This window comes from Achromobacter sp. Root170 (assembly GCF_001428165.1).
Lineage (GTDB): Bacteria > Pseudomonadota > Gammaproteobacteria > Burkholderiales > Burkholderiaceae_B > Achromobacter > Achromobacter mucicolens.
The window spans coordinates 769183-787075 of the sequence record NZ_LMHN01000001.1 but is presented as its reverse complement, the minus strand read 5'-3'; the positions used below and the strand labels follow the sequence as shown (position 1 = coordinate 787075).

17 protein-coding genes are annotated in these 17893 nt (G+C 68.2%); 10 read left to right on the top strand and 7 right to left on the bottom strand.

The window, feature by feature from the left end; all coding sequences use genetic code 11:
* Positions 1-4 precede the first annotated feature (4 nt).
* From ASD87_RS03630 to ASD87_RS03615, 4 genes are read right to left on the bottom strand one after another with little or no spacing between them, the layout of a single operon-like run.
* Positions 5-817 carry a carbohydrate ABC transporter permease gene (locus tag ASD87_RS03630; RefSeq protein WP_056317259.1) on the bottom strand — a complete coding sequence of 271 codons (813 nt, stop codon included), beginning with the start codon at positions 815-817 and terminating at the stop codon, positions 5-7.
* A complete protein-coding gene (locus ASD87_RS03625) occupies positions 810-1700 on the bottom strand; it encodes a carbohydrate ABC transporter permease (protein ID WP_056317256.1) in 891 nt (296 codons plus the stop codon). The genes ASD87_RS03630 and ASD87_RS03625 overlap by 8 nt, the downstream gene beginning before the upstream one ends.
* The gene (locus tag ASD87_RS03620; protein ID WP_056317253.1) at positions 1697-2785 is read right to left on the bottom strand and encodes an ABC transporter ATP-binding protein; all 1089 of its coding nucleotides are present in this window, start codon (positions 2783-2785) and stop codon (positions 1697-1699) included. The genes ASD87_RS03625 and ASD87_RS03620 overlap by 4 nt, the downstream gene beginning before the upstream one ends.
* A complete protein-coding gene (locus ASD87_RS03615; protein ID WP_056317252.1) occupies positions 2785-3870 on the bottom strand; it encodes an ABC transporter ATP-binding protein in 1086 nt (361 codons plus the stop codon). Before ASD87_RS03615 ends, ASD87_RS03620 begins: the two co-directional genes overlap by 1 nt.
* 221 nt (positions 3871-4091) lie before the next feature.
* Between ASD87_RS03615 and ASD87_RS03610 the strand changes: the two genes are divergently transcribed.
* Together ASD87_RS03610 and ASD87_RS03605 are read left to right on the top strand one after the other, a co-directional pair.
* Positions 4092-4883 carry a DeoR/GlpR family DNA-binding transcription regulator gene (locus tag ASD87_RS03610; protein WP_056317250.1) on the top strand — a complete coding sequence of 264 codons (792 nt, stop codon included), beginning with the start codon at positions 4092-4094 and terminating at the stop codon, positions 4881-4883.
* Positions 4884-4975: 92 nt separating this feature from the next.
* Complete coding sequence (locus tag ASD87_RS03605; RefSeq protein WP_056317248.1) at positions 4976-6574, top strand: glycerol-3-phosphate dehydrogenase/oxidase; 1599 nt, start codon at positions 4976-4978, stop codon at positions 6572-6574.
* Positions 6575-6578: 4 nt separating this feature from the next.
* Here the strand turns inward: ASD87_RS03605 and ASD87_RS03600 are convergent, their stop codons facing one another.
* From ASD87_RS03600 to ASD87_RS03590, 3 genes are all read right to left on the bottom strand, one after another.
* Positions 6579-7178 carry an HD-GYP domain-containing protein gene (locus tag ASD87_RS03600; RefSeq protein WP_056317245.1) on the bottom strand — a complete coding sequence of 200 codons (600 nt, stop codon included), beginning with the start codon at positions 7176-7178 and terminating at the stop codon, positions 6579-6581.
* A 142-nt stretch (positions 7179-7320) separates the two neighbouring features.
* The gene (locus ASD87_RS03595) at positions 7321-8001 is read right to left on the bottom strand and encodes a type 1 glutamine amidotransferase domain-containing protein (protein ID WP_056317241.1); all 681 of its coding nucleotides are present in this window, start codon (positions 7999-8001) and stop codon (positions 7321-7323) included.
* Positions 7998-9047, bottom strand: a complete 1050-nt coding sequence (locus tag ASD87_RS03590) for an NADP-dependent oxidoreductase (protein ID WP_056317238.1) — start codon at positions 9045-9047, stop codon at positions 7998-8000. The genes ASD87_RS03595 and ASD87_RS03590 overlap by 4 nt, the downstream gene beginning before the upstream one ends.
* Positions 9048-9209: 162 nt before the next feature.
* Between ASD87_RS03590 and ASD87_RS03585 the strand changes: the two genes are divergently transcribed.
* The 8 genes from ASD87_RS03585 to ASD87_RS03550 all read left to right on the top strand — a co-directional run bounded on the left by ASD87_RS03585 (position 9210) and on the right by ASD87_RS03550 (position 17890).
* Entirely contained in the window at positions 9210-9974 is a 765-nt protein-coding gene (locus tag ASD87_RS03585; RefSeq protein WP_056317236.1) for a TetR/AcrR family transcriptional regulator, read from the top strand.
* Between the two features lie 2 nt (positions 9975-9976).
* Positions 9977-10930, top strand: a complete 954-nt coding sequence (locus ASD87_RS03580) for an HlyD family secretion protein (RefSeq protein ID WP_056317233.1) — start codon at positions 9977-9979, stop codon at positions 10928-10930.
* Positions 10927-11874: an ABC transporter ATP-binding protein gene (locus ASD87_RS03575; RefSeq protein WP_056317231.1), complete on the top strand. Its 948-nt coding sequence runs from the start codon at positions 10927-10929 to the stop codon at positions 11872-11874. The genes ASD87_RS03580 and ASD87_RS03575 overlap by 4 nt, the downstream gene beginning before the upstream one ends.
* Positions 11871-13016 carry an ABC transporter permease gene (locus ASD87_RS03570; RefSeq protein ID WP_056317228.1) on the top strand — a complete coding sequence of 382 codons (1146 nt, stop codon included), beginning with the start codon at positions 11871-11873 and terminating at the stop codon, positions 13014-13016. Before ASD87_RS03575 ends, ASD87_RS03570 begins: the two co-directional genes overlap by 4 nt.
* Positions 13017-13020: 4 nt before the next feature.
* The gene (locus ASD87_RS03565; RefSeq protein ID WP_056317227.1) at positions 13021-14487 is read left to right on the top strand and encodes an efflux transporter outer membrane subunit; all 1467 of its coding nucleotides are present in this window, start codon (positions 13021-13023) and stop codon (positions 14485-14487) included.
* A 131-nt stretch (positions 14488-14618) separates the two neighbouring features.
* On the top strand, positions 14619-15344 hold the full coding sequence (locus tag ASD87_RS03560; RefSeq protein WP_056317225.1) for a response regulator transcription factor: 726 nt from the start codon (positions 14619-14621) through the stop codon (positions 15342-15344).
* A 63-nt stretch (positions 15345-15407) separates the two neighbouring features.
* Entirely contained in the window at positions 15408-15890 is a 483-nt protein-coding gene (locus ASD87_RS03555) for a YbaK/prolyl-tRNA synthetase associated domain-containing protein (RefSeq protein WP_056317222.1), read from the top strand.
* 20 nt (positions 15891-15910) lie between these two features.
* Complete coding sequence (locus tag ASD87_RS03550) at positions 15911-17890, top strand: FUSC family protein (protein ID WP_056317219.1); 1980 nt, start codon at positions 15911-15913, stop codon at positions 17888-17890.
* The last annotated feature ends 3 nt before the right edge of the window (positions 17891-17893 follow it).

Below are 17893 nucleotides of genomic sequence, written 5' to 3'. Positions count from 1 at the left end.
ATGCCTACACCCGGCCCATCGCGAAGCCCTTCGCGATGTAGTGCCGCACGAACCAGATGACGATGCCGCCCGGCACGATGGTCAGCACGCCCGCCGCGGCCAGCACGCCCCAATCCATGCCGGAGGCCGACACGGTGCGCGTCATGGTCGCGACAATGGGCTTGGCGTTGACCGAGGTCAGCGTGCGCGCCAGCAGCAGTTCCACCCAGCTGAACATGAAGCAGAAAAACGCCGCCACGCCGACGCCCGACTTGATGAGCGGCAGGAAGATCGTCAGGAAAAAGCGCGGGAACGAATAGCCGTCCACGTAGGCGGTCTCGTCGATCTCGCGCGGCACGCCCGACATGAAGCCTTCCAGGATCCACACCGCCAGCGGCACGTTGAAGACCAGGTGCGCCAACGCCACGGCCAGGTGCGTGTCCATCAAACCGAACGAGCTGTAGAGCTGGAAGAACGGCAAGAGGAACACGGCGGGCGGCGTCATGCGGTTGGTGAGCAGCCAGAAGAACACGTGCTTGTCGCCGATGAAGCGATAGCGCGAGAACGCGTAGGCGGCCGGCAGCGCCACGCCCAGCGAGACGACCGTGTTGATGACGACGTAGATCAGCGAATTGATGTAGCCCGAATACCAGGCCGGGTCCGTGAAGATGGTGCGGTAGTGCTCGAAGGTAAAGTCGCGCGGCCAGAGCGTCAGCGTGCTGACGATCTCGGTGTTGGACTTGAACGACATGTTCAGCATCCAGTACAGCGGCAGGATGGCGAACACCAGGTACAGCGTCAGGAAGGCGCCGCGCCACCAGGAGGATTTCTCACGCATTTGCCCGCTCCTCGTCGAAGCCGCCCGTGGTGCCCGCGCGTTGCATCCAGTTGTAGAGGATGAAGCACAGCAGCAGGATGATCAGGAAATAGATGATCGAGAACGCCGCCGCCGGGCCCAGGTCGAACTGGCCCACGGCCTTCTGCGTCAGGTATTGCGACAGGAAGGTGGTGGCGTTGCCCGGGCCGCCGCCGGTCAGCACGAAGGGCTCGGTGTAGATCATGAAGCTGTCCATGAAGCGCAGCAGCACCGCGATCATCAGCACGCCGCGCATCTTGGGCAACTGGATATAGCGGAAGACGGCAAAGCGCGAGGCGCCGTCGATCCGCGCGGCCTGGTAGTACGCATCGGGGATGGCGCGCAGCCCCGCGTAGCACAGCAGCGCCACCAGCGGCGTCCAGTGCCACACGTCCATGACCAGCACGGTGACCCAGGCGTCGACGTCGTTGCCCGTGTAGTTGTAGTCCACGCCCAGCCACGACAGCGTGGCGCCCAGCAGGCCGATGTCGGTGCGGCCGAACACCTGCCAGATCGTGCCGACGACATTCCACGGAATCAGCAGCGACAGCGCGATGATGACCAGCACGGCCGACGCGCGCCAGCCGCTGGCGGGCATCGACAGCGCCAGCAGGATGCCCAGCGGGATCTGGATCAGCAGCACCGCGAACGAGAACCCGATCTGCCGAAAGAGCGCGCCGTGCAGTTCCTCGTCCTGCAGCACCGCGGCGAACCACTCGGTGCCGACGAACACGCGGCGTTCCGGCGAGATGATGTCCTGCACCGAATAGTTGACGATGGTCATCAGCGGCAGAATGGCCGAGAACGCCACGCACAGCACGACCGGCATGACCAGGAACCAGGCCCGGTGATCGGTGGGTTTCATGGGATCAGCACCTCGTCGCGGTAGAAGCAGGTATGCGGGTTGAGCACGGACAGCCACACCGTGCCGCCCTTGCCTTCGGTGACGATGTTGCTGCCCAGCCGGGCGCGCACGGCCGTGCCCTCGAAGTCGGCGACCAGCAGCGTGTAGGTGCCCACGTCCTGCACGCGCTCCACGCGCATGGGCACCGCGCCGGGCGCCCCGGCCTCGGCCAGCCGCAGGTATTCGGGACGCACGCCCAGCTTGACCGGCCCCGCGTCCCGCAGCTTGGCGGCCACGGCCTCGGGCACGCCGTCCATGCGGCGCTGCCCCACCCTCAGCGCGCCATCGCGCCACTGCGCGGGCAGGAAGTTCATGCCGGGCGAGCCGATGAAATGGCCGACAAAGGTGTGCGCGGGCCGCTCAAAGAGGTCGTCCGCGCTGCCCACCTGCACCGCGCGGCCCCGCGCCATCACCATCACCTGGTCGGCAAAGGTCAGCGCCTCGGTCTGGTCGTGGGTCACGTAGATCAGCGTCAGCTTGAATTCGTGGTGAATTTCCTTGAGCTTGCGCCGCAGCTCCCACTTGAGCTGCGGGTCGATGACGGTAAGCGGTTCGTCGAACAGGATGGCCGACACGTCGCTGCGCACCAGCCCGCGGCCCAGCGAAATCTTTTGCTTGGCGTCCGCCGTCAGGCCGCTGGCCCGGCGGTCCAGGACGTTGGACATTTCCAGCATTTCGGCGATGCGGCCCACGCGCTCGCGGATGCGCTCGGGCGGCACGCCGCGGTTGCGCAGCGGAAAGGCCAGGTTCTCGGCGACCGTCATGGTGTCGTACACCACCGGAAACTGGAACACCTGGGCGATGTTGCGCGCCTGCGGGGTCTTGTCGGTGACGTCCTGGCCGTCAAACAGGATGCGCCCGTGCGACGGCCGCAGCAGGCCCGACACGCAATTGAGCAGCGTGGTCTTGCCGCAGCCGGAGGGCCCCAGCAACGCGTAGGCGCCGCCGTCGCGGAAAGTGAATTGCAGCGGCAGCAGCGCATAGTCGTCATCGGACTGGGGATGGGCGACGTAGGAATGGGACAGGTCCAGCTCGATCTGCGCCATCAGGCCACCTCCCCCGCGCCGGTCGGCTGGCGCGGTGCGGCCAGCAGCGCGCCGTCCACGCCGAAGGCATAGGTCTGGGCCGGATCGAAGTACAGCTGCACCCGCTCGTCCAGCTTGTAGCGGTGCACGCCGGGCAACTGGGCCACGACGTCGCCTGCGGCCGTCTCGGCGTGCACGAAGGTGTCGGAACCTGAAATTTCAGCCAGCGTCACCCGGCCGGGCAGCGCCACGTGGCCGGGCCGCGCCTCCACGTCCAGCGCCCCGGCCCGCAGGCCGGCCGTGATGCCGGCCTCGGCGCCCGGCGGCAGCGCGCGCGCCACCGCCACGTCGCCCTGGAGCACGAAGCCGCCGTTGTCGCGGCGGGCGGCGAACAGGTTCATCGGCGGATCGCTGAAAGCGCGCGCCACGCGGATCGAATTGGGCCGGTGAAAGACGTCGGCCGTGGGGCCGTACTGCAGCAGTTCGCCCGCGTCGAGCACGGCGGTGTGGCCGCCCAGCAACAGCGCCTCGCCGGGCTCGGTCGTGGCGTAGACCACGGTCGAACGCCCCTGCGCAAACAATTCCGACAGTTCGTCGCGCAATTCCTCGCGCAGCTTGTAATCCAGGTTGACCAGCGGTTCGTCCAGCAGGATCAGCGGGGCGTCCTTGGCCAGCGCCCGGGCCAGCGCCACGCGCTGCTGCTGGCCCCCCGACAGCTCGGACGGGTAGCGGTCCAGCAGATGATCGATGTGCAGGCGCGCCGCCATCGCGTGGACTTTGTCGCGCGTATTGGCCTCGCCGCGCAGCTTGAGCGGCGAGGCGATGTTGTCGTAGACCGACATGGACGGATAGTTGATGAACTGCTGGTAGACCATGGCCACGTTGCGCTGGCGGACCGGCACGCCGGTGACATCGGCGCCGTCAACCCGCACGCGGCCTTCGGTGGGCCGGTCCAGCCCGGCCATGATGCGCATCAGTGAGGTCTTGCCGGCCAGGGTGGCCCCCAGCAGAACGGTCATGGCGCCGGGAACCGGGGCCAGGCTCATGGGATACAGGTGCGTCTGCGAGCCGGCCCGCAAAGCTATCCCGTCCAAGGTCAGCTGCATCTAGTCTCCTCAACCTACTTATACGTCCCTGTTTTCTACGGACTTCGGTATTCGGCACAGCGTCCCGCCCTTTGCGGCGGCGCAATCACGCGCCGACGCAACAGGATGAGCATACTCTTTCAGATGGCTTTCGTTTTTTGTGCGTTTTACCGAAGAAGCGAACAAAAAACAATCTTGCGGTGCGTCATTATTTTTCGCTTTTGTTGTTTTATCATTCGAACATGACACTGAATCCACGACAGAGCGCGCTGATCGAAATGGTGCGGGCCCAGGGCTCCGCCTCGATCGAAGAGCTCGCCAAACGCTTTGACGTCACGCTGCAGACCGTGCGGCGGGACGTCAACATCCTTTCCGAAGCCGGCCTCTTGTCGCGCTTTCATGGCGGCGTGCGCATCGAAGCGTCCACCATCGAGAACATCGCGTACCGCAAACGCCAAGGCCTGCATGCCGCAGGCAAGCAACGCATCGCCGAGGCCGTGGCCCGCGCGGTGCCGGATGGCTGTTCGCTGATCCTGAACATCGGCACCACCACCGAAGCCATTGCGCGCGCGCTGCTGCGCCATCGCGGGCTGCGCGTCATCACGAACAACCTGCACGTGGCCGACATCCTGTCCGACAACCCGGATTGCGAAGTCATCGTGGCCGGCGGCGTGGTGCGTTCGCGCGACCGCGGCATCGTGGGCGAAGCCACCATGGATTTCATCCGCCAGTTCAAGGTCGACATCGGACTGATCGGCATTTCCGGCATCGAGGCCGACGGCACGCTGCGCGATTACGACTTTCGCGAAGTGCGCGTGGCCCGCACGATCATCGAGCAATCGCGTGAAGTCTGGCTGGCCGCCGATAGCAGCAAGTTCAAGCGCCAGGCCATGGTGGAACTGGCGCATATCTCGCAGATCGACCGGTTCTTCACGGACGCGCATCCCCAGGAGCCGCTGGCACAAGTGTTGCTGGATTCGGGCGTGCGCTGTGACGTCGCCGCGGCGCCGAACCTGCCCAAACCGACACCCTGACCCGTGCGCCGCAGCGGCCCCAACCTCCGCTTGCGCGCTGCCGGCACGAATATCGAAGCATTTACCTCGCGGCCACGCCGCTCCCAAAGAACATGAACCAACCCCTCGCCTCCGTCACCCCGCCCGAACGCAGCCGCTTACTCAACACGCTGGACAACACGCACTCCTGGGACGTCATCGTCATCGGCGGTGGCGCGACCGGCCTGGGCACGGCGGTGGATGCCGCCGCGCGCGGCTACCGGACGCTGCTGATCGAAGGCGCCGACTTTGCCAAGGGCACGTCCAGCAAGGCCACCAAGCTCGTCCACGGCGGCGTGCGCTACCTGGCGCAAGGCAATGTCAGCCTGGTGCGCGAAGCCCTGCACGAGCGCGGCCTGCTCAACCGCAACGCCCCGCATCTGGTCTGGCCCCTGGGTTTCGTGGTGCCGGCCTACACGATGATGGACCAGCCCTTCTACGGCATCGGCCTGAAAATGTACGACATGCTGGCGGGCAAGCTGAACCTGGCGCCCAGCCGCTGGCTGTCGCGCCGCGAGACGCTGGCCAACGCCCCCACCCTGGCCGAGACCGTCAACGGACGCAGCCTGAAAGGCGGCGTCCTGTACTACGACGGCCAGTTCGACGACGCGCGCCTGGCCATCAGCCTGATGCGCACTCTCTTTGACCTGGGCGGCACGGCGGTGAACTACGTGCGCGCCACCGGCCTGACCATGACGAATGGCAAGGTGGACGGCGTCACGGCCACGGATGTGGTCGGCGGATCGACCTTCACGTTGCGCGCGCGCTGCGTCGTCAACGCCACCGGCGTGTGGGTCGATGCAGTGCGCCGCATGGAGGACAAGAACGCGCAGACGATGGTGGCGCCCAGCCAGGGCGTGCACCTGACGCTCCCGCACGACTTCCTGCCCGGCAAGCGCGCCGTCCTCATCCCGAAGACCGACGACGGCCGCGTGCTGTTCGTGGTGCCCTGGAACGGCCACACCATCGTCGGCACCACCGACACGCCGCGCCAGGACCTGCCGCTGGATCCCGACGCGGGCGCGCAAGACGTGGATTTCATTCTGAACACCGCGGCGCGGTATCTGAGCCGCAAGCCGACGCGCGACGATGTGACCAGCGTCTGGGCCGGCCTGCGCCCGCTGGTCAAGGCGACAGGCGAAGCCTCCACCAAGAAGCTGTCGCGCGAGCACACGATCCTGGTGTCCAAGGCCGGCCTGGTGACGGTGACGGGCGGCAAATGGACGACATACCGGCGCATGGCGCAGGACGTGGTGGACACCGCGATCCAGCACCAGCTGCTGACGCAGGCCTCGTGCCGCACCGAGTCGCTGCCGCTGCACGGCGCCGGCGGCCTGGCGCCGTCGCAGGAACACGCCGGCACGCCTGACAGCTACTACGGCAACGATCTGGCGACCCTGCAAGCCCTACCCGGCGCCGGGCGCATGCTGGTCAAGGCCAGCGGCCTGTCCGAGGCGCACGTGCGTTTCGCCGCCCGCTACGAACTGGCGCGCAGCGCGGAAGACGTGCTGGCGCGCCGCAACCGCGCGCTGTTCCTGGACGCCGAGGCCGCCATGCTGGCCGCGCCCGAAGTCGCGCGCATCCTGGCCGAGGAACTGGGCCACGACGCGGCCTGGCAGCAGCGCACGCTGCAGGATCTGGCCACCGTCGCGGCGAACTACCGCTTGAAGTAAACCGCTACGGCACGCGTAGCGGGCTGCCCCCGATCATCGATTCGAAGACGCGCAGCAGGTCGGGATCGCATTTCGATCCCGCCTCCTGGCTCAGGATCCGCATGATCTGCGTGTGGGTGCGCGCCGGATGGTAAGGCCGCGCATCGCCCAGCGCGTCGTAGGAATCGGCCACCGAAATGATGCGCGCATGCAGCGGAATGGCATGGCCCGACAGGCCGTCGGGATAACCGGAGCCGTCGAAGTGTTCGTGGTGGTGCCGCACCGCCAGCGCAATGGCTTCGCGCTGCGGCATCGCGGTCTGCAGGATGATGAAGGCGCCCGCCGCGGCGTGCGCCTTCATGATTTCCCAGTCTTCCTTTTCCAGCCGATGCGGGCTATGCAGCACGCGGTCTGGCGTGCCGATCTTGCCCACGTCGTGCAGCCGCGCGGCCACGGAGACGACATCCAGTTCATCCTGCGGCAGTCCGCTGGCCCGGGCCAGCGCAACGCTTAGCGCCACCACCCTTTTGCAATGCCGGCCGGTGGCCGGGTCGCGCGCCTGCATGGCGGCGAAAAGCGCCGCTTCATAAGTTCCTGCTGGAAGATCGGGGACGTCGGGGGGCATTGGAAAGCACGCGCGCCGCAACGGCATGACGGCGCGCTCAGTTCAGAAAGGCGGGATTCTGACACAATCCGCCACAATGCCGGGCCGCATCGCGCTTGGCGTGCGGCCCGGCCCGTGTCCCGCCCTGCGCGCCCGGCAGCGGTCAGTCCTTCAGGCGTTCCAGCAGCGCGCGCGCCACGCCCACCGACGAGCCGGGATTCTGCCCCGTGATGAGCAAGCCGTCGCTGACCACATGCGGCTGCCAGTCCGGCCCGCTGCTGTACAGCCCGCCCAGCTTTTTCAGTTCGTCCTCGACCAGGAATGGCACGACATCGGTCAACTGCACGGCCGCTTCTTCCGCGTTGGAAAAGCCCGTGACCTGCCTGCCCTGCACCAGCGGCTTGCCGTCGGCGGTCTTGGCGTGACGCAACACGCCGGGCGCATGGCACACGGCCGATACCGGCTTGCCGGCGGCCAGCATGGTTTCGATCAGCGCCACCGAATTGTTGTCTTCGGCCAGGTCCCACAGCGGGCCGTGGCCGCCGGGATAGAAGACCGCGTCGTAGTCCGAGGCCTGCACCTCGGACAGCCGGCGCGTGGATGCCAGCACGCGCTGCGCGTCGCTGTCTTGCTTGAAGCGGCGCGTGTCGTCCGTCTGCGCGTCGGGATCGTCGCTCTTGGGATCGAGCGGCGGCTGGCCGCCCAGCGGCGAGGCCAGCGTGAGCTTGGCGCCGGCGTCCAGGAACGCGTAATACGGCGCCGCAAACTCTTCAAGCCAGAAGCCCGTCTTGCGCCCCGTGTTGCCCAGCGTGTCGTGGGAAGTCAGCACGATCAGGATGTTCATGTAGCGCTCCATTCGTCAGGGCCGACCCGCACAATGCGTTTGCCGGCATTTTCGCCCTTGAGCAGCCCGATCAGCCCGCGCGGGGCGTTCTCCAGGCCGTCGACCACGTCTTCACGATACTTGATGCGGCCTTGCTTGATGAGGTCCAGCATGGCGTCGCGGAATTCACCGTAGCGGTGCGCGTACTCGTTGAAAATGATGAACCCCTGCATTTTCAGCCGCTTGGTCAGGATGGTGCGCATGAGCAGCGCAAGCCGGTCCGGGCCCTCGGGCTGGCTGGTCGCGTTATAGGCCGAGATCAGTCCGCAGACCGGCACGCGGGCGCGCGGGTTCAAGAGCGGCAGCACGGCATCGAAGACGGCGCCGCCGACGTTTTCGAAATACACGTCGATGCCTTGGGGCACGGCCGCGGCCAGGCGGCCGGCCAGGTCCGGCTGCCGATGGTCCAGGCATTCGTCAAAACCCAGTTCCTGGACCACGTAGCGGCACTTGTCCGGTCCGCCGGCAATGCCCACGACCTTGCAGCCGTGGATCTTGGCGATCTGGCCCACCACCGCGCCCACCGCGCCGCTGGCCGCGGCCACGACGACGGTTTCGCCCGCCTTGGGCTGGCCGATGTCCAGCAGTCCCATGTAGCCGGTAAAGCCGGGCATGCCCAGCACGCCCAGCGACCAGGACGGGTTTTCGGGATTGGCGCCCAGGCGTAGCAGGCCCGCGCCGTCGGACACGGCGTAGTCCTGCCACCCGGTCTGCGCCAGCACCCATTCGCCGACCGGAAACTGCGGATTATTCGAGGCCTGGACGCGCGTGACGGTGCCGCCGACCATCGGTTCGCCAATCTGCACGGGCTCGGCGTAGGACGGGGCATCGCTCATGCGGCCGCGCATGTAGGGGTCGAGCGACAGGTAGACCGTGCGCAGCAGCACCTGGCCCGGGCCCGGTTGGGGGACTTCGCCCGTTTCCAGGCGGAAGTCGGTGTCGGCGGGCTCGCCGTGCGGCCGCGCGGCAAGCACGATACGGCGGTTGGTTGAAGCGGATTGGGGCATGGTGTGCGGCCTCCTTCATGGAGCCGGCCGGGCCTCGCTACACGCCCGGACGGCGTGGTGGGGAACCGGACCATTACACCATCGCCCACCGCCGGCAGCCGCTGAAACCCTGATGATCGAACCCCCTTTTAATTAATTAATTCTTTAATTAGAATCCGCCGCATGGCTTCCGCATCCCCTCCTTCGTCCCCTCGCCGTCCCGGGCGTCCGCCGCGTCCGGACAACGCCACCGCGCGCGCCAATCTGCTGGATCTGGCCACGCAGCTGTTCGCCGCGCAGGGCGTGGCCGCCACCACGATCGCCAACATCGCGCAACGCGCGGGCGTCACGCCGGCGATGCTGCATTACTACTTCAAGAGCCGCGACCAATTGATCGACGCCGTGGTGCTGGAGCGGATCGTGCCCGTCATCGGCTATGTCTGGGCGCCCGTGCCGCTTGAGCCGGGTGGAGCCGCCGGTGGGCCGGCTGCTGGCGGCACGCCCGCGGCCCCCCTGCCCGATCCGGCGTCGGCGGCGCGAGGCTTCATCACGGAAATCGTGGGCCGCGTGGTCCAGAGCGCGACGGATAAGCCCTGGCTGCCCTCGCTGTGGATGCACGAAGTCGTCAACGAAGGCGGCCAGCTGCGCGATCGCGTGCTGCGCCATCTGCCATCGGACCGGCTTCAGGCGTTTGCCGGCCTGATTGCCGAATGCCAGCGGCGCGGCGCCATCACGCCGGGGGTGGAACCGCGCCTGGTGTTCCTGTCCATTCTGGGCATGACGCTGCTGCCGCTGGCCACGTCGAATTTATGGCGCCGCATCTGGCAGAACGACCCGGTGGCGCAGACCATCGACAACGACGCGATCGCGCGCCACGCGATCGCCATGCTGACCGGCGGCCTCTTTGCGCCCACCACGCCGCCAACCTCCTCGTCTTCAGGACGCTGACCATGCGCACCCTCCGCCTTCTGCCCGCTTCCCTGGCCTTGCTGACGCTTTTCGGCTGCGGCAACAACGACCAGGCCTTCTATCAGGGCTACGTGGAGGGCGACTACGTCTATGTGGCCTCGTCCGAGCCGGGGCGCCTGGACACGCTGGCGGTGCGGCGCGGCCAGCAGGTCGACGCCAACCAGCCGCTGTACACGCTGGACGCCACACGCGAAGCCGCCGCGCGCGATCAGGCCCAGGCCGAGCTGTCAGCGGCGCGCGCCCAACTGGAGGACATCGCCACAGGGAAGCGCCCCCCCGAAGTCGATGTCAGCCTGGCGCAATTGGCACAGGCGCAAGCGGCCAGCCGCCGAGCCGCCGCGCAGCTTGCCCGCGACAACGCGCAGTTCCGCATCGGCGGCATCCCGCGCTCTCAGCTGGACGACAGCCGCGAACAGGCGCAGTCGGACGCGGCGCGCGTGCGCGAACTGCAGGCGCAGGTCGAGGTGAACCGGCTGCCGGGGCGCGACGACGCGCGGCGCGCGCAGGCCTCGCAGGTGCAAGCCGCCGACGCCGCGCTGGCGCAAGCCGAATGGACGCTGGCCCAGAAACAGCTGGCCGCGCCGTCCGCGGGCCGGGTGTTCGACACGATGTACCGGGTGGGCGAATGGGTGCCCGCCGGCAGCCCGGTCGTCAGCCTGCTGCCGCCCGGCAACATCAAGGTGCGCTTTTTTGTGCCGGAGACGGTCGTCGGGTCGCTGAAGATCGGGCAGCAGGCCACGCTGCGCTGCGATGGCTGCGGCGATCCGATACCCGTGCGCATCGATTACGTATCGGATCAGGCCGAATACACGCCGCCCGTGATCTACAGCCGCGAAAGCCGCAGCAAGCTCGTGTACATGGTTGAAGCGCGCCCGGCTGCCGATGTGGCGGCGCGGCTGCATCCGGGCCAGCCGGTGGAGGCCACCCTGCCATGAGCACCCCCGGCTCCGCCACCAACGTCATCGACGTTCACGGCCTGAACAAGCACTTCGGCAACAAGCACGTCGTGAATGACGTGACGCTGCAGGTGCGCGAGGGCGAAATCTTCGGCTTCCTGGGCCCCAACGGCAGCGGCAAGACGACCTGCATCCGCCTCATGTGCGGCCTGCTCACGCCGGATTCGGGCAGCGGCACCTGCCTGGGCTACGACATCCTGCGCGACAGCGCCCAGATCAAGCGCAACGTGGGCTACATGACGCAGAAGTTCTCGTACTGGGAGGACCTGACCATCCGCGAGAACCTGGATTTCGTGGCGCGCATGTACGGCATGGACCAGCGCAAGGAGGCCGTGGACCGCGCGCTGCAGGATCTGGGGCTGCAAAGCCGCGCGGGGCAATTGACGGGATCCTTGTCCGGCGGGTGGAAGCAGCGGCTGGCGCTGGCCGCCTGCCTGCTGCACCAGCCAAGGCTGCTGCTGCTGGACGAGCCCACCGCCGGCGTGGACCCGACGGCCCGGCGCGATTTCTGGGAGCAGCTGCATGAACTGGCGGCGCGCGGCATCTCGGTGCTGGTCAGCACCCACTACATGGACGAGGCCGAACGCTGCCACAAGCTGGCCTACATTTCGTACGGCAAGCTGCTCACGCAGGGCACCGCCGACGAGGTCATCGCGGAACAGGACCTGACCACCTGGGCGATCCACGGCGCCAACCTGGTCCCGCTCGGCCAGCAGTTGCGCGGCGCGCCCGGGGTCGACCAGACGGTCGCTTTCGGGTCGGCGCTGCATGTCAGCGGCAAGGACGCGGCGCAGCTGGAAAGCACGCTGCGCGCGGCCATCGCGGGCCAGGACCTGCGGCTGGAACGCGTGGACACCAGCCTGGAAGATGTCTTCATCTATCTGATGAACCGGTCCACCGACAACTTTTCGAGCCAGCCATGACCGTGCGCCTGAACGGCTTTTCGTGGTCGCGCTGGTGGAGCATGGTGCTCAAGGAATTCCTGCAGCTGCGCCGCGACCGCATCACCTTCGGCATGATCGTCGGCCTGCCCATCATGCAGCTGGCGCTCTTCGGGTACGCCATCAATACCGACCCGCGCCAGATGCCCACCGCCATCATCGCCTCGGACCACAGCCCGTTCACGCGCAGCTTCATCGCGGCGATGCGTTCGTCGGACTACTTTCACATCGTCGAGGAACTGGACACCGAGGAAGCGGGACGCGCCGCCCTGGCGCAGGGCCGCGTGCTGTTCGTGGTGACCATTCCGCCCGACTTCACCCGCAGCCTGTTGCGCGGCGAACGCCCCGCCCTGCTGATCGAGGCGGACGCCACTGACCCCATGGCCACGGGCATGGCGCTGGGCGCGGCCACCCAGCTCACCCAGGCGGTCGCGCAGAAGGATCTGACCGGGCCGCTGGCAAGCCTGGCGGGCGGCCAGCCGCCCTTCGACGTGCGCATCCACCAGCTCTACAACGAAGAACAGATCTCGCAATACAACACGGTGCCGGGGCTGATGGGCGTGATCCTGACCATGACGCTGGTGATGATGACCGGCCTGGCGATGACCCGCGAGCGAGAACGCGGCACCATGGAAAACCTGCTGGCGATGCCGGTGCGGCCGATCGAGGTGATGACAGGCAAGATCGTGCCGTACATTGCCATCGGCCTCATCCAGGCCAGCATCATTCTCGCGGCGGCGCATTTCGTGTTTCACGTGCCCATCATGGGCAGCCTGCTGTCCGTCTACCTGGCCGCGCTGCTGTTCGTCGCGGCCAACCTGACGGTCGGGATCACGCTGTCGTCGCTGGCGCAGAACCAGCTTCAGGCCATGCAGCTGACCATGTTCTATTTCCTGCCGAACATGCTGCTGTCGGGCTTCATGTTTCCGTTCCAGGGCATGCCGATGTGGGCGCAGCACCTGGGCAACCTGCTGCCGCTGACGTATTTCAACCGGCTGATCCGCGGCATCCTGCTCAAGGGCAACGGCTGGTGGGACCTGTGGCCCAACATCTGGCCGCTGATGCTGTTCACCGTCATCGTGATGACCGCCGCCGTGAAGTTCTACCGCCGCACCCTGGATTGATCCCATGCTCCGCGCCCGCCACCTGCCCGCTTCCCGCCCCCTGGCCGTCTCGGCGCTCTGCGCCCTGCTGACCGCCTGCGCGGTCGGTCCCGACTTCGACAAGCCGGCCGCGCCCGCCGTGTCGTCCTATACGCCCGGACAGGACGCGCTGCCGCCGGGACAGCAACGCCTGCAGGCGGGCGCCGACATCCCCGGGCAGTGGTGGCGGTTGTTCCAGTCGGAGCCGCTGGACCGGCTGGTGCGCCAGGCGCTAGACGCCAGCCCCACACTGGATGAGGCACGCGCGCGGTTGCGGCAGGCGCAGGAAGACCTGGCCGCCGACACCGGCGGGCGCATGCTGCCCGCAGTGGACGGCAACCTGTCGGCAGCCCGCAAGAAGGTGGATCCGGCGGCCTATGGCGTGCCGGTCGCCGAGCCGCCCCCGCCCTTCACGCTCTACAACGCCTCCATCGACGTGTCCTATACCCTGGATGTGTTCGGCGCCAACCGCCGCGCGCTGGAAAGCCTGGCCGCGCAAATGGATTACCAGGCCCACGAACTGCAGGCGGCACGCATGTCGCTGGCGGCCAACGTCGTCACCGCCGCCATCCGCCAGGCGGACCTGGCCGAGCGGCTGGCGGCCACGCGCGATCTGCTGGCCGCGCAGGTGAACCAGCAGGACATCATGCAGAAACGGCTGGAGGCGGGCGGCATCGCCCTGGCCGACCTGCGCAACCAGGAGCTGCTGGTCGCGCAGACGCGCGCCACCCTGCCGCCGCTGGAATACCAGCTGGCGCAGGTGACCCATCAGCTTGCGACCTACCTGGGCATGCCGCCCGCCAGCCTGCAGTCGCCCCCGCTGCGCCTGGCGGACCTGACGCTGCCGCCGGATGTGCCCACGGGCGTGCCCTCGGCGCTGACGCGCCAGCGGCCAGACATCCTGGCCGCCGAAGCCCTGTGGCACAAGGCATCGGCCGACGTGGGCGTTGCCACGGCCAACCTGTATCCGCAGTTCACGCTGACCGCCAGCTTCGGTTCCCAGCGCACGGGCGCGAACGAACTGGCCAATGGCGTGAATGTCTGGAATCTTGGCCTGGGCCTTGTCCAGCCGCTCTTTCACGGCGGCGAGCTGCGCGCGCGCAAGCGCTCGGCCGAAGCCGCGTATGATGCGGCCGCTGCGGCCTACCGCCAGACCGTGCTGGACGGTTTCCGCCAGGTGGCCGATGCGCTGCGCGCGCTGCAGACGGACGGCGAGGCCTTCGCGGCCTATGACGACGCCTGGCGCCGCGCGGACGACGCCGGACGCATCGCCGCGGGCCGCTACCAGGCCGGCGGCATCAGCCACCTGAGCCTGCTGGACAGCCAGCGGCAGGTGTTACAGACGCGGATTTCGCGCATCGAGGCCGACGCGGCGCGCTACACCGACACGGCCGCCTTGTTACAAGCGCTGGGCGGCGGATGGTGGAATGAGGCGGTTGCCGCCGTTCCGTGAGCCGACAAAAGGCGATTGCCGCGCCCATGGCCGAGAATTCGGGTAGGAAAGTGTCGTTGAGCGCTTTTTGGAAAGCGGTGTAACCGTTGCATCATGCCTGTGCTCAAGCTGCATGATGTTCACACCGATTCATGAATGACCTATTAGACCTGATCGTCTTCGCTCCCGACGCCGGCCAGCGCGTGCGCCGCAGCGAGGAACTGGCCGAAATGGGGTTCTCGCCGCGTCCTTGCGAAGACTCCAACGGACTGTTCCGCCTGTTCCAGGCCCGCCGCACCCCGCTGCTCGTGATGCAAGCCGAATTTACCGATCTCTGCATGGCCGTCGCAGGTCTGCGCGCCATGGACACCACCGCCGGCATCGTCGCCATTTCCGCCTTCGACACCCCCGAGAACCGCATCCTGGGCCTGCACTGCGGCGCCGACGCCTGCTTTTCGCCCGACGTCGCCACGGGCGAGATTGCGGCCGCCCTGCAGGCGCTTGTGCGCCGCGTGCCCACCGCAGCCAGCCGCCGCGCCCCCGAGGCCGAGCCGCGCCCGGCCGTGGCCGCGGCGCCCGCCGAACCGACCGGCAAGTGGCAATTCCTGGACGCGGCCTGGACGCTCGTCAGCCCCCACGGCACGCGCCTGGCGCTGACCCAGGCCGAACGCGACTTCCTGCTCAAGCTGACCGGCTCGCCCGACAAGCGCATGCCGCGCGGCGACCCGCCGGGCATCGATCCGCATTCCGGCCGCGAATCCGTCCGCCGCACGGACGTCGTCGTCAGCCGCCTGCGGCGCAAGGCTCAGGACGTCGACGTGGAATTGCCCATCCGTACCGTGTGGGGCTGGGGCTACGCATTCACCGGGGAAATCTAGCGCGCCGCGGGCGTATGATTTCGCGTACAAGGCCGACCCCCGGCCGCTTCTGCCCCGAGTCCCATGGAAGTCTTCGAACGCCTGCAAGCCCTGCTCATCCAGAACCAGGCCCGTTACCGCCTGCTTGAACATGCCGCGGCCGGGCGTTCCGTCGAGGTCGCCGCCATTCGCGGCACCGAGGTCAGCCAGGGCGCCAAGGCGCTGGTCTGCCGCGTAAAGATCTCTTCCAACCTGCGCAAGAACGTGCTGGCCGTCTTTCCCGCGGACAAGCAGGCCGACCTGGACGCCATTGCGCGGGCGGCCGGCGGCAAGAAGGCTTCGCTCGCGTCGCAGGACCTGGCGCGCGAATTGACCGGCTGCGAGATCGGCGCGATTCCGCCCTTCAGTTTCAATCCGGACCTGACGCTGCTGGTAGACCCCAGCCTGCGCGAACGCCACGCCGAAATCGTGTTCAACGCGGGACGCCTGGACGCGTCCATCCTGCTGAACACCGACGACTACTTCCGCCTGGCCGCGCCCGAAGAGGCGCCGCTCATCAAGGCCTGACAGCCGCCCATGAGGCCACCTTGTCCCGCCCATCCGTAAGCCGCCTCGCGCACGCCTCGAACATGCGCTGGCTGATGAGCCTGGCGCACATGGAGCCGTCGCCGGTGAATCCGTGGGTGATGCTGCGCGCCGCGCTGGCCATCGGCCTGCCGACGGCGGTGGGCATGGCGCTTGACCAGGGCGCGGCGGCCGCGCTGGTGGCGCTGGGCGCGCTGCCCGCCATCACGGGCGACAACGGCGGCCCCTACCGCAACCGGGCGCTTTCGATCGGATCCACGGTGTTCGGCGGCGCCTTGGGCTACCTGCTGGGCAACCTGATCGCCGGGCACGGCCTGTGGACCTCCGCGGCCATGATGGTGCTGGTCCTGGCGGCCAGCCTGGTCGGCACCTTCAACAACATCGCCGCCGTCGCCACACTGCAATTTGCCACCTACGTCATCGTCGGCTCCAGCTTGACGTCCACGCTGCCCGCGTGGATGCCGCCGGTGCTGGTCGGCGCGGGCGGGCTGTTCGGCCTGGCGCTGACGCTGTCCGGGTGGGTGGTGAACCCCATCGCGCCGGAGCGGGCCGCGGTGGCGCAGGCCTACCGCAAGCTGGCGGCGATGTTCGCGGCGATCGGCACTTCCCGGGTCATGGCCGCGCGCCGCGACATGGAAGCGGCCATGACCGCCGCCTATGACACCGTGCTGGCCGCGCGTGGCCGGTCGGCCGGTCCGACGCCGCGGCTGGCGCGCCTGGCCGCGCAGTTGCAGGCCTGCACGCCGCTCACCAATGCCGCGTTGACGCTGGCGCGCGCCGGCCGGGTATTGCCGCCCGAGTGCGCCCGCGTCATGAACCACGTGGCCGACCGGGTCGAAAACGACGCCGTACCGGACGCGCGCGACGACATTGCCGCCCTGCGCCGGGCCGGCATGCCGCAACTGGCCGAGGCGCTGGAGCAGGTGCAACTGTTGCTGAACGGCGCCCGCGCCGCGCAGCCCGACGCCTTCGCGACGCTTCAGCCCGCGCCCGCGCGTACGCCTTGGCGCGTGCTGGTCCGCACGTACCGGCCCGGGCCGACGACGGTGCGGTATCTCGTGCGTCTGGGGCTGTGCCTGCTTGCCGCCGAGGCTGTCGCCCTGGCGGCCGCGCTGCCGCGGTCCTACTGGGTGCCGCTCGTCGTCGTGGTGGTGTTCAAGCCCAACTTCGGCTCGGTGTTCGCGCGCGCCCTGCAAAGCTGCGCGGGCAGCGTGGTGGGCGTCGGCATCAGCGCCACCGTCCTCGCGCTGGATCGGGGCGGCCTTGCCAGCCTGCTGACGGTTGCCGCGCTGGCCGCGCTGCTGCCGTGGTCGATTCGGCGCAACTATGGGTTGTTTTCGGCCATCATGCTGCCCATCCTCATGCTGCTGATCGGCGCGCTGCAACCGGGAAGCTGGGCCATTGCGCTGGCTCGGCTGGTGGACGTGGGCGTCGCGGCGGCCATCGTATTGCTGGTGGGCTATCTGCCCTGGATCCGGATCGAACGCAGCAATCTGGACCATGCCGTGTCCTCGGCCACGTTCACGCTGGCGGCGTACCTGAACACGGTCTTTCAGGCCGATCCCGACAAGCGGCACGACCTGCGCGCCCGCGCCTACTCGCGCCTGTCGGACCTGCGCATCGCCCTGCAGCGCGGGCTGTCCGAGCCCCGGCTGGTCAGCCGCCGCGCGCTGGCCTGGTGGCCGGTCGAAGTGGCGCTGGAACGCGTGGCCAACGCCATCTCGGACACGGCCTGGTCGCTGCCCGACGGCCAGGCCGCGCCGCCCGCCGCCGAGGTCGCCCAACTGGCCGCCGCCCTGGATCGCATTGCCGCCTCCGTCGAACAGGGCCTGCCCGTGCCTGGCGATGCGATCTCGACGCCCTCGCCCGCGCTGCGCGACGTCGCCGCGCAGATCGAAGCCTTGCGCGCCACGCTGGCCGGACCCGACTTCACCGCCGCGCCCGGCCGCCCTGCCAATCCCTCCCCCCTTCATCAGGTCTGAATC